Source organism: Sinorhizobium sp. B11, from assembly GCA_039725955.1.
In the GTDB taxonomy this organism is placed as follows: Bacteria; Pseudomonadota; Alphaproteobacteria; order Rhizobiales; family Rhizobiaceae; genus Rhizobium.
In genome coordinates, this window is sequence record CP091034.1 from 2,782,270 (window position 1) to 2,797,098 (window position 14,829).

Genomic DNA, 14,829 nt, shown 5'->3' on the forward strand with positions numbered 1-14,829 from the left:
AACAAACTTGCAAAAACGCCCTTCAATATCAGCGCATTTTTCGCTCGCTCTGCAATATGTTTCCATGCGGGAAGCAAGCGAGGCCTTCATGTTCATTCTCAACACGACAAGCGATTATCGACATCCGCTTGAAGCGGCGGACGCGGAGACACTGGGCATTGCCGCTGCCGCGGCCGTCGAAGACCACCTGCGCTATCGCGACGACAATGCGCCAACGCCGCTCGTCTCCCTGCCGGCGCTTGCCGCCGCGTCAGGCGTCGCTGCGATCCATGTGAAGGATGAGGGAAAGCGGCTCGGGCTCGGCAGTTTCAAGGCGCTCGGCGGTGCCTATGCCGTCATCCGCCTCGTTCTGGAAGCGGCGGAAGCAAAGCTCGGACGCAAGGTCGAGATGGCCGACCTGCATGCCCCGGACCTGCGAAAACTCGCGGAGACCATGACCTTCGCCTGCGCTACCGATGGCAATCACGGCCGCTCGGTCGCCCAGGGCGCAGCCCTTGTCGGCGCGCGCGCTGCAATTTTCGTCCATGCCGGCGTCAGCGACGAACGCGTCGCCGCAATCGCCCGCTTCGGCGCCGAGATGATCCGGGTCGATGGCAGCTATGACGATTCTGTCAGGCAAGCCGCCCGCGTCGCAAAAGAACGCGGCTGGACCGTCGTGTCCGACACGTCCTGGCCCGGCTATGAGCGTATCCCCGGTCTCGTCATGCAGGGCTATATCGCCCTGGTGCGCGAAGCGCTGAAACAGATGCCGCAGCCGCCGACCCATGTCTTCATCCAGTCCGGCGTCGGCGGCATCGCCGCTGCCGTCGCCGGCCATCTGGCGATCGCGCTCGACGCACAGCGTCCGGTCTTCACCGTCGTCGATCCCGCCCGCGCCGCCTGCCTGTTCGAAACCGCGCGCGCCGGCCATCCCGTCACCATTGCCCATGGCGAACCGACGGTCATGGCGATGCTGGAATGCTACGAGCCCTCGCTTGTCGCCTGGCGCATCCTCTCACGCACCGCCGATGCTTTCATGACCGTCGAAGAGGAAGACGCGGTCTCCGTCATGCGCCGGCTTGCCGAGCCCTTGGATGGAGATCCTGCCATCGTCGCCGGCGAAAGTGGTGGTGTCGGCCTTGCCGGTCTCCTGAAAGCGCTCGCCGACCCTGCGGCGAAATCCGCCCTTTCCCTTGGCCCGGATTCGCGCATCTTCGTGGTGAACACGGAAGGCGCCACCGATCCCGGCCGATATCAGGAAATCGTCGGACGCTCGCCGGATGCGGTCCTGTCGCGAGGTGCGGAATGAGCAAGACATCCATTGATGCATCGAGGCTCCTAGGCCGGCTTGCCGAACTCGGCGCGATCGGCCGCGATGCGGATGGCAGGCTGGTGCGCCTTGCCGCCTCCGACGCGGACAAACTTGGCCGCGATCGTCTCGTCGCCTGGATCGAAGCCGCCGGACTGGAGCTCGCCATCGACCGGATCGGCAATATCTTCGGTATCTGGGTGCCCGATGGCACGCAGGATCGCGCCCCGCTTCTGCTCGGCTCGCATATAGATACCGTCATCGACGCCGGCATCTATGACGGCTGTTACGGCGTGCTCTCGGCCCTCGAAGTCATCGAAACGCTGAAGGCATCGGGCTTTGCGCCGTCCCGCCCCATCGCCCTTGCCGCCTTCACCAATGAGGAAGGCGTACGCTATGCGCCCGATATGATGGGCTCGCTCGTCTATGCCGGCGGGCTCGATGCGGAGACAGCGCTGGCGACCACGGGAACGGACGGGTCACTGCTCGGTGACGAGCTGAAGCGCATCGGCTATGCGGGCGACAGGAAACCGGGTTTCCTCACGCCATATGCCTATATCGAACTCCATATCGAGCAGGGTCCGGTTCTGGAGCGCGAGGGTTTGTCCCTCGGCGCAGTCGAAAACCTGCAGGGCATTTCATGGCAGCGCGTGACGATCGAGGGCGACGCCAACCACGCCGGCACCACACCGATGACCATGCGGCGCGATGCCGGCCATGCGAGCGCCCGCGTCATCACCTTCCTGCGCGAGCGGGCAATGGCATCGAACACGCCGACGGTCGCGACCGTCGGCTGCATGGAATTCCAGCCGAACGCCATCAACGTCATCCCCTCGAAGGCGATTTTCACGGTCGACCTGCGCGATCCGGACGAGGACCGGCTGCGGGAGGAAGAGGCAGCCCTTGCCCGCTTCCTCGAAAGCCTGTCGGCCGAAGAGCAGGTCGCAATCTCCGTGCAGCGGCTTGCCCGCTTCGAGCCGGTCAAATTCGACGAGCGGATCGTCGCCGCGATCGAGACCGCCGCCCGAGCGCGTGCTCTCCCCTGCAGGCGCATGACCTCAGGTGCCGGCCACGATGCCCAGATGATCGCCCGCATCGCGCCATCGGCCATGATCTTCGTGCCGAGCAAGGGCGGCATCAGCCACAATCCCAGGGAATTCACCGAAAATGATGATCTTGTCGCCGGCGCCGACATCCTGCTCGATGTCGTCACCAGCCTGACGGAGGAGAAATGACTATGGATCTCGACCGACTGGCCGCCGACATGCGCGCATGGAGACGCCATCTCCATGCCTATCCGGAATTCGGCTTCGAGGAGAAGCAGACCTCGGCCTTCGTCGCCGAAAAGCTCCGCGAATTCGGCCTCGACGATGTCGCCGAAGGGATCGGCGGCACCGGCGTCGTCGGCACCCTGAAGCGCGGCAGCGGCAACCGCTCGATTGCGCTCAGAGCCGATATGGATGCGCTCCGCATCCCCGAACAGGCAGACCGGCCCCATGCTTCCCGCAATCCCGGCGTCATGCATGCCTGCGGCCATGACGGCCACACCGCCATGCTGCTCGGTGCGGCCAGAATGCTTGCCGAAGACGGCGGTTTCGACGGCACGGTGCGCTTCATCTTCCAGCCCGCGGAGGAATGGGGCAAGGGCGCGCTCGCCATGATCGAGGACGGGATTTTCGAACGCTTCCCCTTCGACGAGATCTACGGCATCCACAACCTGCCGGGCCTGCCCGTCGGCCATTTCCAGACGCGCCCGGGCGCCCTCATGTCGGCGGAAGACAATTTCGAAATCGTGCTCAAGGGCACCGGCGGCCATGCCGCCCGCCCGAACGCCACGAACGAAGTCCTGGTTGCCGCCTGCGCACTGGTCATGAACCTGCAGACCATCGTCTCTCGCCGCCTCGACCCCACCGATATCGGCGTCGTTTCCGTCACCGAACTCCTGACCGACGGCACCCGCAATGCCCTGCCCGGCCTTGCCCGCATCTTCGGCGACGCAAGGAGCTTCCACCCCGATGTCAGCGCCGAAATCGAAAAGCAGATGCGTGTGATCGCCGAAGGCACAGCGCTCACCTACAACCTCTCTGCCGAGATCACCTACACACGGGAGTTCGTTCCTCTGCTGAACGACCCCGCCCTTGCCGAAGAGGCGCTCGCCGCCGCCCGCGACGTCTTCGATCCCGACAGCATCGAGATCCGGAAGGAACCGATGACGGCTTCGGAGGATTTCGCCCGTTTCCTTGGCCTGGCACCCGGCTGCTACGTCTTCCTCGGCAATGGCGAGGATTCCGCACCGCTGCACAATCCGACCTTCGATTTCAATGATGACGGGCTGCTCCACGGTGCAAGGTTGCACGCGAGCATCGTCCGCCGCCGCCTTTCACATGCTGACCCGAAATAATTGTCGGCGTCGGATCTAAAAGTGGATTGCAGAACTCTTCTTTAACGCCTAAAGCGACTCCGCCTAGTCTGTGGAGGATACGCAATGGCCACCAACGTCCGGAAATTCGCAACTCTCATCGGCCTCTTGTCCGCGATGGCGAGTGCCCCCGTATTCGCTGAGGATGGTAAGACCATCTCTGTAATCGACGACCGTGGCGTCAAGGTCGAGGTTCCGGTCCAGCCCAAGCGGATCGCGGCAATTTCCTATTTCGCGGATGACGTCGCCCTTGCTCTCGGCATCAAGCCCGTGGCCAGCACCTACATGACAAAAGGGCGCGAGCCGGACTTCCTTCTCGGCATGACTGCCGGCATGAAGCAGATCGGCCAGCGGGCAAAACCCAATCTCGAGCTTCTGTCCGAAGCAAAGCCCGACCTGATCGTGGCTATCCGCCGCTACACGGTGGGCAACGCGCCGCAGCTCGATAAGATCGCCCCCTATGTCGCCTACAATATGGAACTGCTTGATGGCAGCGATCGCGAGATCGCCGAGCTTTCGAAAATCCTCGGCAACCCGGAGCGCGGCGTTCAGTTGAACAAGCAATTCCGGGAACATCTCGCGGACTATACCGCCAAAGCCCCCAAGGATGTCCATCCTCGTTTCGCGATCATGTGGGGCGGCGAAACGCCGTTCGCGTTCCACACCGAAAACACCTCCGCTTCGATCCTGGCAGCCATTGGAGGCGACAATATCGCCGGCAACATGACGCCGGGTGGTGAGTTCGGCATCGATCTCAGCCTGGAAACCATGCTGGAGAAGAATCCGGAAGTCCTCTTCATCTACGATTCAGGTCCCGACCGGCCGCATGAAAACAACCCGATCTGGCAGGAATTGACTGCCGTGAAGAACAAGCGGGTGTTCTATGTCGGCGACCAGTGGGTCGAAACGAACGGCCCGATCGCGCGCGAGGTCGTGCTGCGCGAGGCGGCTCACTACCTCTATCCGGAGACGTTCCCGGCAGTCGACGTGCGGGCGGAAGCCGCCAGGATCATTCCGGCCGAAGCACAGAGATAACCGATTGATCGCGACGACGATGAACGCTCGCAAATCCTCTTTTGCCATTGGGTTCGTCGTCGCCGCGACACTGCTGATTGTGCTCGCTGGCTTGCTGCCGGGCGCAAAGATGCTCTCCTTCGATACTGTGCTGCGCGCGCTCTTTGCCCCGGATGCAAAGATCGACTCGATCCTCGTCTGGACCCTGAGATTGCCGCGCAGCCTTGCAGCCGCCGTCGCGGGCACAGGTCTTGCCGTGTCGGGCTACCTTCTGCAGTCGCTGACGCGCAATCCGCTCGCCGATCCCGGCATTACCGGCGTCACTGCGGGCGCTGTCGCGCCGATCGTCGGGTGCTTCGTTCTCCTGCCCTGGATCTCGTCTGCCTATTACCCCCTGGTTGGCCTCGCCGGCGGACTGGCTGCTGCTTCCGTCACCTTCTGGGTGGCCAGAGGCGGCAACGGACGCCCGCTGCACCTTGCGCTCGGCGGCGTCAGCGTTTCGCTCTTCCTTGGCGCAATCACGATCTATGTCCTGCTGCTCGCAGGGCCGCAGTCGACCGCCCTTCTCTTCTGGTTATCAGGAGGCTTCCAGGGCCGCACATGGTCGCACCTCATCCATATGCTGCCGTGGATCGGCGTCGGCGTTGTCGGAGCCCTATTGCTGCACCGGGTCATCGCCATGTTTGCGCTGAGCGAACACGCGGCCGCGGCCATGGGTCTGCAGCTCGACGTCTGGAAGCCGGTCCTGCTTGTTCTCGCAATCTGTCCCGTGGCCGGCGTCGCTCCGGTGGCCGGCCCGGTCGCCTTCGTCGGCCTTGCCGCCCCGCACATCGCTCGTCTTCTCAAGCCGCAGGGCACGATCTGGGAGATCGCGCTCACGGCGGCAACTGGAGCATTTATCGTGACCTGCGCGGATCTGGTTGCTCGAACGATCGCCATTCCCAAGGAATTGCCGGTCGGCATCATCACCGCGCTCCTTGGCGGGCCGGTCTTCGTCTACCTGATCCAGCGCGGCCGCCTCGACTTCCAGCGGGATGTCGCATGATCATGGCGTCCCCGGCACAGACCCGATCGGCCGCCTGGCTGCTGCCATCAGGCCTTGCGCTTGTCGTCCTGTCTCTCGTCGCCGCGGTCTTTCTGGGCGTGGTGGATATTCCAGCCGCAGATATCGCCGCCGCCCTGAGCGGACATGGGTCCCCGGAAGCCCGTTCGATCATCATCGAAATCCGCCTGCCGCGGATCGTCACCGGCATATTGGCGGGCATTCAGTTCGCCGTCGCGGGCCTCCTGCTGCAAACCATCACCCGGAACCCTCTTGCAGACCCTTCCCTGATGGGTGTCTCGCAGGGCGCGACGCTGACGGTGACGATATTCCTGCTGTTCACCGTCTATATTTTCGAACCGGGCTCGAACACGCTCGCCGAACTGCCGATCGCATGGCTGCCGGCGGCCGGCCTGGCCGGCGGTCTGGCGGCAGGCGGGATCATTTATCTGCTGGCCTTCCGGCTCGATCTCAGCCCCCTCCGGATCACCCTCTGCGGCATTGCGATCGGAGCGGTTCTGCATGCGCTCGCCATTGGATTGATCGCAGGCTGGGGTTCGGCGAGGATAGAAATCATTCTCGAATGGCTCTCGGGCAGTCTCTATGCCCGCACCTGGGATCACGCGCTCTTTCTCCTGCCGTTCACGATAGCAGGCCTTGCCGTCCTGCCCTTGATCTATCGCCCACTGGTCCTGCTGCAACTGGATGCCTCGGTCGCCGCTTCCTTCGGCCTTTCCTACCGCAGGCAATTCTCCCTGGTGCTTCTGGTGTCCTGCGCTCTTGCGGCAAGCGCGGTCGGCGCAGTCGGCCCCATCATCTTCATCGGGCTTGTCGTCCCCCACCTCGCCCGCTTCCTGGCCGGACGCCATTTCCCGCTGGTCATTCCCCTGACGATCGTCCTCGGCGCGGTTCTCGTCACGCTCGGCGATCTCGTTGGCCGCCTCGTCGGGGGCGCCGAAGAAATCCCGATCGGCGTGGTCACCGCAATCCTCGGCGTGCCCGTTCTTCTTGCCCTTCTCCGCAAAGTTCCCTGAGATCGCCCATGCCGCTGAGCTGTTCGCAACTATCTGTTTTCTACGGCCGCCGTAAGGCGCTCAGCGGATTTCGCCTCTCCATGGAAAAAGGCGAAATCCGCGCGCTGATCGGTCCCAATGGCTCAGGCAAGAGCACCGCGCTGCAAGCGCTCGCCGGATTGATCAAACCGGCAGAAGGATCTGCCGCGATCGAGGATCTGTCGGTCGCTTCGATGTCACGGCGCGCCATCGCCCGGAAGCTTGCCTTCCTGCCGCAGCAGCCTTCGGCCCCTGACGAAATGACCATTGCGCAGCTCGTGCGCCAGGGCCGGTTTTCCCATGTCGGCCTGTTTCGCTCTTATGACGGCAAGGACGAAAAGGCCATCGAATGGGCGCTCGACAGCACCGGCCTGACGAGCCTGGCGGACAGGGCACTGCGGGAATTGTCCGGAGGCGAGCGCCAGCGGGCATGGATATCGGCGGCCCTTGCGCAGGAAGCCGGCATCCTGCTCCTCGATGAGCCAACCTCCTTCCTCGACATCGGTTATCAGGTGGAGATCCTCGATCTCATCCACCGCCTCAGCCGGGAAAAGGGCGTCACGATCGTCATGGCGATCCACGACATCAATCAGGCGATCGCCGTCAGCGACCGCATTTCACTTCTCGAGCGGGGAGAATTGCGTTTCGATGGTGAGCCGAGAGCGCTCGCAGAAAGCGGCCTGATCGAAAAAACGTTCCGGGTCAAAGGGCGGTTCGTCGAGGTCGATCCCGACAAGCCGCCGCATTTCGACGTCGAACTTACGCGGCTCGCCCGTCCGGGCGCTTGACGAGCCGGAAGACGATCTTGGTCTGGGTGTAGTAATCCAGCGCATCGGCAAAATCGGGTGTCCAGCCATCCTCGACGAAGGGGATGAAACCGTCATATTCCAGCTTCCTGCCGGAAACCTGGAAGCCAGCCTTGGCAAATGCGCGTCCGTAGTCGGTGATCGAGCGATCCTGCACCACCGTGTTCGTCCGCTTGGCGACAAGCTCACGCCATTTCGGCCAAAGTGGATTGTCGGTATGGCACCCGGTCACCGCATAATAGACGCCACCCGGCTTGAGCGACTTCCAGATATCGGCAGCGTGCGCATCGATGTCCTCGACGAGGTAGATGACTTCGTGGCTGATCGCCAGATCGAATTCCTCCACCCATCCGTCAAGTGTTCCGCCGACCGCATGCTGTACAGGAAGGTTGCCCTTGAGCGCTTCGGCCTTGGCGACCGACTGCTCGGCGATATCGATGCCCAGCGCCTTGCGAAACGGGCGGATGGCATAGAGGTGCCGCAGCAGACCGCCCTGATTGCAGCCGAAATCGAGAACGCTTTTTTCCGAAAGGTCACGCTCGGTGATGATGTCGATGAGGTGTCGCCAGATCGGCGCATGCCCATCCGCCATCCGATCTTCTGCGTCGGGATCGACATACCAGGTGGTTATGGTTTTGCGGACATCATTGCTCATTGTTTCTCCGACGCGTTTCATTCGATGCGAGGTTCATAAAGCGGCGAAGACGGTGTGAAAAGGTCGGTACCCACTCCGGCTCGAATGACGTTTCGCGCCAACGTTATCAGCAGCCTTGTTCCTCACACCTGCTGCCCTAATTCCCTGACTGATTTAGGAGACAGTATGGACCAAGTTTTGAGCAAGAAGGCGAAGACCGGCGTAGAAGGTCTGGATGATGTACTGGTCGGCGGATTTACACGTCGGCATGTATTCCTGCTGGAGGGTTCGCCCGGCACTGGAAAAACAACGATTGCGCTGCAATTTTTGCTTGAAGGCGCGATCCTGAACGAGCGCTGTCTCTACATAAGTCTTTCCGAGACCGAGGAAGAGTTGCGCGACAGCGCCGCCTCGCATGGAATGGAGCTTGGCGACGGCATCGAAATCTTCGAGCTCGTGCCGCCTGAGAGCCTGCTCGATGCCGACCAGCAGCAGAGCCTTCTCTATTCGTCGGACCTGGAGCTGGGCGAAACCACCAAGCTGATCTTCGAGGCCTTCGAGCGGATTAGGCCGCAAAGGGTCGTTATCGACAGCCTCTCGGAAATCAGGCTCCTCGCCCAGAGCTCGCTACGCTACCGCCGTCAGATCCTTGCGCTGAAGCATTTCTTCTCCCGGTCGGACGCCACGGTCCTGCTCCTCGACGACATGACGTCGGACAATCTCGACAAGACCGTCCACAGCGTCGTTCACGGCGTGATTCATCTGGAACAGCTGGCACCCGACTATGGCTCGGAGCGCCGGCGGCTGCGGGTGATCAAATATCGCGGCCAGTCCTTTCGCGGTGGTTACCACGATTTCATCATCAAGACCGGCGGCGTCGCGGTCTTTCCGCGTCTGCGCGCAATCGAGCACAAGACGGACTTTGAGAGGACGACACTCTCAAGCGGCATCCCGGAGTTCGATGACCTCCTGGGCGGCGGCATCGAGCGCGGCTCGAGCACGCTGCTGATCGGCCCGGCCGGCACCGGCAAAAGCCTGTTTACCCTGCAATTCGTCGATGCGGCGGTCAAACGCGGCGAAAAGGCCGCGATTTTCATCTTTGATGAGGAGCTTGGACTGCTCTTCACGCGGACAAAATCGATGGGCATCGACCTTGAGAAGATGAGCGACGAAGGGTTGATCCACATCGAGCAACTGGATGCGGCCGAACTTTCCCCCGGAGAATTTGCCCAGCGTGTCCGGGACCGGGTTGCAAGCTACAATGCCAAGACCGTCGTGATCGACAGCGTCAATGGCTATCAGGCGTCGATGCCGGAGGAAAACGCCCTCATCCTCCACATGCACGAGCTTCTTCAGTATCTGAACCGGCAGGGTGCCAATACCTTCCTCACCGTCGCCCAGCATGGCCTTGTCGGCGACATGAAGTCGCCCGTCGATGTCACCTATCTCGCTGACAGCGTGGTGCTGCTGCGATATTTCGAGGCGCTGGGCAAGGTGCGCCGGGCGATTTCCGTCGTCAAGAAACGAACCGGCAGACATGAGGAGACCATCAGGGAATTCCGGATCACAGGTGCCGGATTGACTCTGGGTGAGCCGCTTTCCGGCTTCCAGGGCGTGCTTCGCGGCGTTCCGACATTTGTCGGCGAAAGACAGCCGCTTCTCGAAATGTCAGAAGAGGACGGGGACAATTCCTAACAGGGAAGCCATCGGCCTGATCCATGCCCCCATCGGGCGTGATGCGCAGATTGCCGCTTCGCTTCTGCAGGAAGCGGGTATTAAATCAAAAGCGGCGCCGGATCTTCCCTCCTTCGTCGAAAGCCTCGATGACAATGTCGCCTTTGCCATTGCCACCGAGGAGGCGTTGCGATCAGCCGACCTTCGCGCCATCTCCGCCTGGATCGAGGAGCAGCCGAGCTGGTCCGACCTGCCGTTCATCATTCTGACCAACAGAGGCGGCGGTCCGGAACGCAATCCCGCAGCCGCCAGGCTTTCCGAAGTCCTTGGCAATGTCAGCTTCATCGAGCGCCCGTTCCACGCAACCACCTTCATCAGCGTTGCCCGCTCCGCCATGCGCGGACGGCGACGACAGTTCGAGGCCCGCTCCCGCATGGAAGCCCTCGATGAAGGCGAGCGCCGGCTGCAGACCGCGCTGGAAGCCGGACGGCTGGGCGCATGGGAACTCGACCTTGCCTCAGGCGTGCTGACGACATCGACGACCTGCAAGGCCATCTTCGGCCGTCGTCCCGAAGAACCCTTCACCTATGAGGATTTGCAGCGTTCCATTCACTCTGACGACAGGGAGCGCATGCAGGCGGCCGTGAGCAGGACCGTTGAAACCGGCGCGGACTATTCGATCGAATATCGCACGGTCTGGAGGGATGGCTCCGTCCACTGGGCCGAAATCCGGGCACAGCTCTACCGGGACCGCTCCGGCAAGGGCATCAAGCTTGTGGGCGTGTCGGCCGATATCACCGCGCGCCTGAAGGCGGAGGAACATCAGCGCCAGATCAATGAAATACTGGAGGAAAGGGTCGCCGAGCGCACGCGTGAGCTGGAACAGGCCCATGCCGTGGTCATGGCGGAAGTCAGCCAGCGCGAACGCGCCGAAGAACAGCTTCGCCAGGCCCAGAAGATGGAGGCGATCGGCCAGTTGACGGGCGGCGTTGCGCACGACTTCAACAATCTGCTGATGGCCGTGCTCGGCAATCTCGAACTGCTGCGCAAATATGTCGGAAACGATATCAGGGCCGCCCGCCTGATCGACGGCGCCCTGCAGGGGGCAAAACGTGGCGCCTCCCTCACCCAGAGACTGCTTGCCTTCGCCCGGCGGCAGGACCTGCATATCGACCCCGTCGACATGCGCACCCTCGTGCTCGGCATGACGGACCTGCTGAAGCGCTCCGTCGGCTCCACCATCGTGATCGAAACCACGGTTCCCGAAAATCTTCCTCTCGTGTCCGCCGATGCCAACCAGATCGAACTGGCCCTTCTCAATCTCGCCGTCAACGCCCGCGACGCAATGCCGGACGGGGGCACGATCCGCATTGCGCTGAAGCAGGCGGAGCAGATTGCGCCGACCGATGAACTTGCCGCCGGCAGCTACGTCGTCCTGACCGTCGCCGACCAGGGCTATGGCATGGACAAGGAAACGCTGCAGAAGGCGATCGAACCGTTCTTTTCGACAAAGGAACTCGGAAAGGGAACAGGGCTCGGCCTCTCGATGATCCATGGCCTCGCCCTGCAATTGAAGGGCGACCTGAAACTGGAAAGCGCGCCCGGCAAGGGCACGACGGCCGAACTCTGGATGCCCGTTTCCACATCGGCCAGCGTACACGCCGAGCCGGATGAGGCAATGCCCGCAGACGCGGACATGCTGTCAGGCCCGAAGCGCATATTGCTCGTCGACGACGATGTCCTGATCGCCATGAGTTCGGCCGATATGCTCACCGATCTCGGCCATGAGGTGGTCGAGGCCCACTCGGGCAAGGAAGCTCTCGAGTGCCTGGGCAGCGGCGCGGACTTCGATCTGATGATCACCGATTACTCCATGCCCGGCATGACCGGCGGAGACCTCGCCAAAGCCGCCCGCACGATCGCCCCCGGCCTGCCGATCCTCATCGCATCCGGCTATGCCGAACTCCCGCCCGGACTGGACCTCGACGTCGCCAAGCTCGGAAAGCCCTACACCCAGGATCAACTTGCGCAGGAGATCGGCAAGCTGATGGTCGCCCACTGAGCCGACGCGCATCTTGCGCACCGAATCCGGATGGCTCAATAGCCACCCGAATCCGATGTCGGGTTTAGATTACCTGTCCGACGTCGATACGGTTCCCGTCGATGTCTTCAAAGACGAAAGCACGCAGGCCATAATCCTTGTTCTGCAGGTTTTTGATGATCCTTGCGCCATGCTGCTTGCAAACCGCATGCAACGCATCGACATCGTCCACCAGCAAGTGGGCAACGTTGAAGTCCGCAGCCTTGTGAGTTTTCTGCAAGGTCAGATGCAGCTCGCCGCCATCCCGCTTCAGGATCATGAAACCGACGGGATTTCCATTTTCGAAGACTTTGTGAAAGCCGAGAACATTGGCGTAGAAGCCATAGGCTTTTTCCATGTCCTTGACGGGAATCATAGCGGCAATCCGACCGAAACGGACACCGTGATCAGCGATTTCATTCATCGCATAACCTCTGCTTGCGAAGCCACGCTCACAGTTCAGACGGTGCTGGATCGATATGAGGCGCTTCGATGTTGGAATGAGATGGACGGTGCCAACAGGAAAGATCTAGCGCGAAACCGCTTGCCTGAGAAGAGGCAGGGCCCATCTCTTGCCTCGCCGCAGCGCGAAACCGTGCAGAACGCCTGCTGCGTCACCATGCCGGCCATTTTGCAGAAGACGTCCCATCTCTTTCGCGCTATGAAGATTATCGATAATCCCGCCCCATCCGACACGGAGATCCCTTATGGCTTTGAAGATCCTTTTCATCGGCGGCACCGGCCAGATTTCCTATCCCTGCGTCGAGCGCGCGGTCGCTGAGGGCCATCAGGTCAGCGTCTTCAACCGCGGCCTCAGGGGCGATCCGCTGCCCTCCGGCGTCACCTCCATCGTCGGCGAACTGGGATCATCGGCCTATGCCGATCTCGCAAAGGCCAATTACGACGTCGTCACCCAGTTCATCGCCTTCACGCCGGATCAGATCGCCCGCGATATCGAGATCTTCTCCGGCCATTGCGGCCAGTACATCTTCATCTCGTCGGCCTCGGTCTACGAAAAGCCGGCCCGCCACTACATCATCACCGAGGAGAAGACGCCGGCGATCAACCCCTACTGGCCCTACAGCCAGGCCAAGATCGCCTGCGAGGAACTGCTGAAGAAGGCGAACAATCTCCCCTGGACGATCGTGCGCCCCAGCCACACTGTCCGCACCGGCCTGCCCATCATGATGGGCGACAGCGATGTCATGGCGCGGCGCATGCTGGACGGCGAGCCGACCATCGTTGCCGGCGACGGCCACACGCCCTGGACGCTGACCCGCTCGGTCGATTTCGCCGTGCCCTTCGTCGGCTTGTTCGGCAAGCAGAAGGCGCTGCAGGATATCTTCCACATCACCAACGACCACGCGCATATCTGGGATCACATCCAAAAGGCGATCGCCAGATTGCTGGGCGTCGAGGCGAAGATCGTGCATGTGCCGACAGACACGCTCGTCAAATATAATCCGGAATGGATCGGCCCGCTGACCGGCGACAAGGCCTGGACTGCGATTTTCGATAATTCCAAGGTTAAGAGTGTTGCCGGCGACTTCACCTGCGCCCAAAGCCTGGACGAGATCCTCGCCGAGCCGATCATGCACCTCAAGCAGCGCTTCGCGAAGGGCCGTCCGCCGAAAGGCGATTTCGACGCCCTGATCGACAGGATCTGCACCGAACAGAGCGCTCTCGGCCAGGCGTAACTCTCTGGACCCGGCGCCCGTCAACAAGCGCCGGGTGCCCTCGCATATCTGCGTCGAGCCGCCATCGACAGTCAGCTCCGCACCCGTCACGTAATTCGCATCGCTGGAAGCAGGGAACAGCACGGTCCTTGCAACCTCATCGGCGAGGTCGCCGCTTAGGGGCATATCTGTTACGTCTCGACTGCGCGCAAGCATTTCATGACCTCGCGCAGCCCCCGCGTCAGATGTTTGTCGCGCCGGATCACGATGCCCAGCTGGCGCACGAGCGGCGGCTGGACGGGGGACGTGACGAACCGGCCCCGGTCGCGCTTCAGGGCAAGGCCGGGGAGTACCGACCATCCGAGCCCCGCGGCAATCAGCTCCTTGATCGCCTCGACGCTGCCGAACTCCATCGCAGGTTCGCTCCTGAGGCCGGCAGCAGCGAACCAGTCGTCGGTCATGCGACGCGTATTGCCGCCGTCGTAGAGCATCATGGTCTTGTCCTTGAAGAAGTCGGGCGTCGGCCCGTCCTGCGGCATCGCGCTGCCCTTCGGCGCCACGGCGACGAGCTCATCCGCGCAAAAGGGCTCGATCTCGATGGAGCGGCCGGAAGCCGGCAGCGTGACGACGGCGATATCGAGCGCATTGGTTTCGAGATCGCGCACCATCTCGTCGGTATTGCCGACACGCACCACGATCTCCAGACCCGGCATGCGCTTCTTGGCGGCGGCAATCGCCCGCGGCAGCAGGTGGATCGAGGCCGTGCCGCCACTGCCGATCCGCACGCGCCCCACCGCCCCCTGCCTGTAGGGCGCCATCGCCTCCTCGGCCGCCGCACATTCGCCGACGATCCGGCGTGCGTGGGCAAGCAGTTCGACGCCCGCCGCCGAGGGCTGCGCCCGGCGCCCGACGCGCTCGATCAGCCGAACCCCCATCCGCTGTTCCAGAAGCTTGACCTGCAGGCTGACTGCCGGCTGCGTCAGCCCTGCCCTTTCGGCCGCAGCGGTGAAACTCCCGAGATCGACGACGCTGACGAAGGCAGCAAGCTGGTCGAGATTCAACATCAGAAGAATTCCTTATGGATTGCATAAAAACCATAAGCTTCCTTACAGGCGTTCGCCAGTCCATTTTCAAGGCGCCCGAG

13 protein-coding genes are annotated in these 14,829 nt (G+C 62.3%); 10 read left to right on the forward strand and 3 right to left on the reverse strand.

The window, feature by feature from the left end:
- Window positions 1–88 precede the first annotated feature (88 nt).
- From LVY75_23850 to LVY75_23880, 7 genes are all read left to right on the forward strand, one after another.
- The gene (locus tag LVY75_23850) at window positions 89–1,288 is read left to right on the forward strand and encodes a diaminopropionate ammonia-lyase (GenBank protein XAZ21847.1); all 1,200 of its coding nucleotides are present in this window, start codon (window positions 89–91) and stop codon (window positions 1,286–1,288) included.
- Complete coding sequence (locus LVY75_23855; GenBank protein XAZ21848.1) at window positions 1,285–2,523, forward strand: Zn-dependent hydrolase; 1,239 nt, start codon at window positions 1,285–1,287, stop codon at window positions 2,521–2,523. Before LVY75_23850 ends, LVY75_23855 begins: the two co-directional genes overlap by 4 nt.
- Window positions 2,520–3,689 carry a M20 family metallopeptidase gene (locus LVY75_23860; protein ID XAZ21849.1) on the forward strand — a complete coding sequence of 390 codons (1,170 nt, stop codon included), beginning with the start codon at window positions 2,520–2,522 and terminating at the stop codon, window positions 3,687–3,689. The genes LVY75_23855 and LVY75_23860 overlap by 4 nt, the downstream gene beginning before the upstream one ends.
- 84 nt (window positions 3,690–3,773) lie before the next feature.
- Complete coding sequence (locus tag LVY75_23865; protein ID XAZ21850.1) at window positions 3,774–4,742, forward strand: ABC transporter substrate-binding protein; 969 nt, start codon at window positions 3,774–3,776, stop codon at window positions 4,740–4,742.
- Between the two features lie 19 nt (window positions 4,743–4,761).
- Window positions 4,762–5,766 carry an iron ABC transporter permease gene (locus tag LVY75_23870; GenBank protein XAZ25812.1) on the forward strand — a complete coding sequence of 335 codons (1,005 nt, stop codon included), beginning with the start codon at window positions 4,762–4,764 and terminating at the stop codon, window positions 5,764–5,766.
- Window positions 5,763–6,797: an iron ABC transporter permease gene (locus LVY75_23875; protein XAZ21851.1), complete on the forward strand. Its 1,035-nt coding sequence runs from the start codon at window positions 5,763–5,765 to the stop codon at window positions 6,795–6,797. The genes LVY75_23870 and LVY75_23875 overlap by 4 nt, the downstream gene beginning before the upstream one ends.
- Before the next feature lie 8 nt (window positions 6,798–6,805).
- Entirely contained in the window at window positions 6,806–7,603 is a 798-nt protein-coding gene (locus LVY75_23880) for an ABC transporter ATP-binding protein (protein ID XAZ21852.1), read from the forward strand.
- On the opposite strand, the gene LVY75_23885 is transcribed toward LVY75_23880, so the two are convergent.
- Entirely contained in the window at window positions 7,575–8,276 is a 702-nt protein-coding gene (locus LVY75_23885) for a class I SAM-dependent methyltransferase (protein XAZ21853.1), read from the reverse strand. The genes LVY75_23880 and LVY75_23885 overlap by 29 nt on opposite strands.
- 165 nt (window positions 8,277–8,441) lie before the next feature.
- Here LVY75_23885 and LVY75_23890 point away from each other — a divergent pair, with 165 nt between their 5' ends.
- Complete coding sequence (locus LVY75_23890; protein XAZ21854.1) at window positions 8,442–9,950, forward strand: AAA family ATPase; 1,509 nt, start codon at window positions 8,442–8,444, stop codon at window positions 9,948–9,950.
- A complete protein-coding gene (locus tag LVY75_23895; protein XAZ25813.1) occupies window positions 9,943–11,991 on the forward strand; it encodes a PAS domain-containing protein in 2,049 nt (682 codons plus the stop codon). Before LVY75_23890 ends, LVY75_23895 begins: the two co-directional genes overlap by 8 nt.
- A 64-nt stretch (window positions 11,992–12,055) precedes the next feature.
- Here the strand turns inward: LVY75_23895 and LVY75_23900 are convergent, their stop codons facing one another.
- Window positions 12,056–12,433 carry a VOC family protein gene (locus LVY75_23900; GenBank protein XAZ21855.1) on the reverse strand — a complete coding sequence of 126 codons (378 nt, stop codon included), beginning with the start codon at window positions 12,431–12,433 and terminating at the stop codon, window positions 12,056–12,058.
- Window positions 12,434–12,716: 283 nt separating this feature from the next.
- Between LVY75_23900 and LVY75_23905 the strand changes: the two genes are divergently transcribed.
- Window positions 12,717–13,706 carry an SDR family oxidoreductase gene (locus tag LVY75_23905; protein XAZ21856.1) on the forward strand — a complete coding sequence of 330 codons (990 nt, stop codon included), beginning with the start codon at window positions 12,717–12,719 and terminating at the stop codon, window positions 13,704–13,706.
- Window positions 13,707–13,876: 170 nt separating this feature from the next.
- Here LVY75_23905 and LVY75_23910 read toward each other — a convergent pair whose 3' ends face one another.
- A complete protein-coding gene (locus LVY75_23910; protein ID XAZ21857.1) occupies window positions 13,877–14,749 on the reverse strand; it encodes a LysR family transcriptional regulator in 873 nt (290 codons plus the stop codon).
- Window positions 14,750–14,829: the final 80 nt, after the last annotated feature.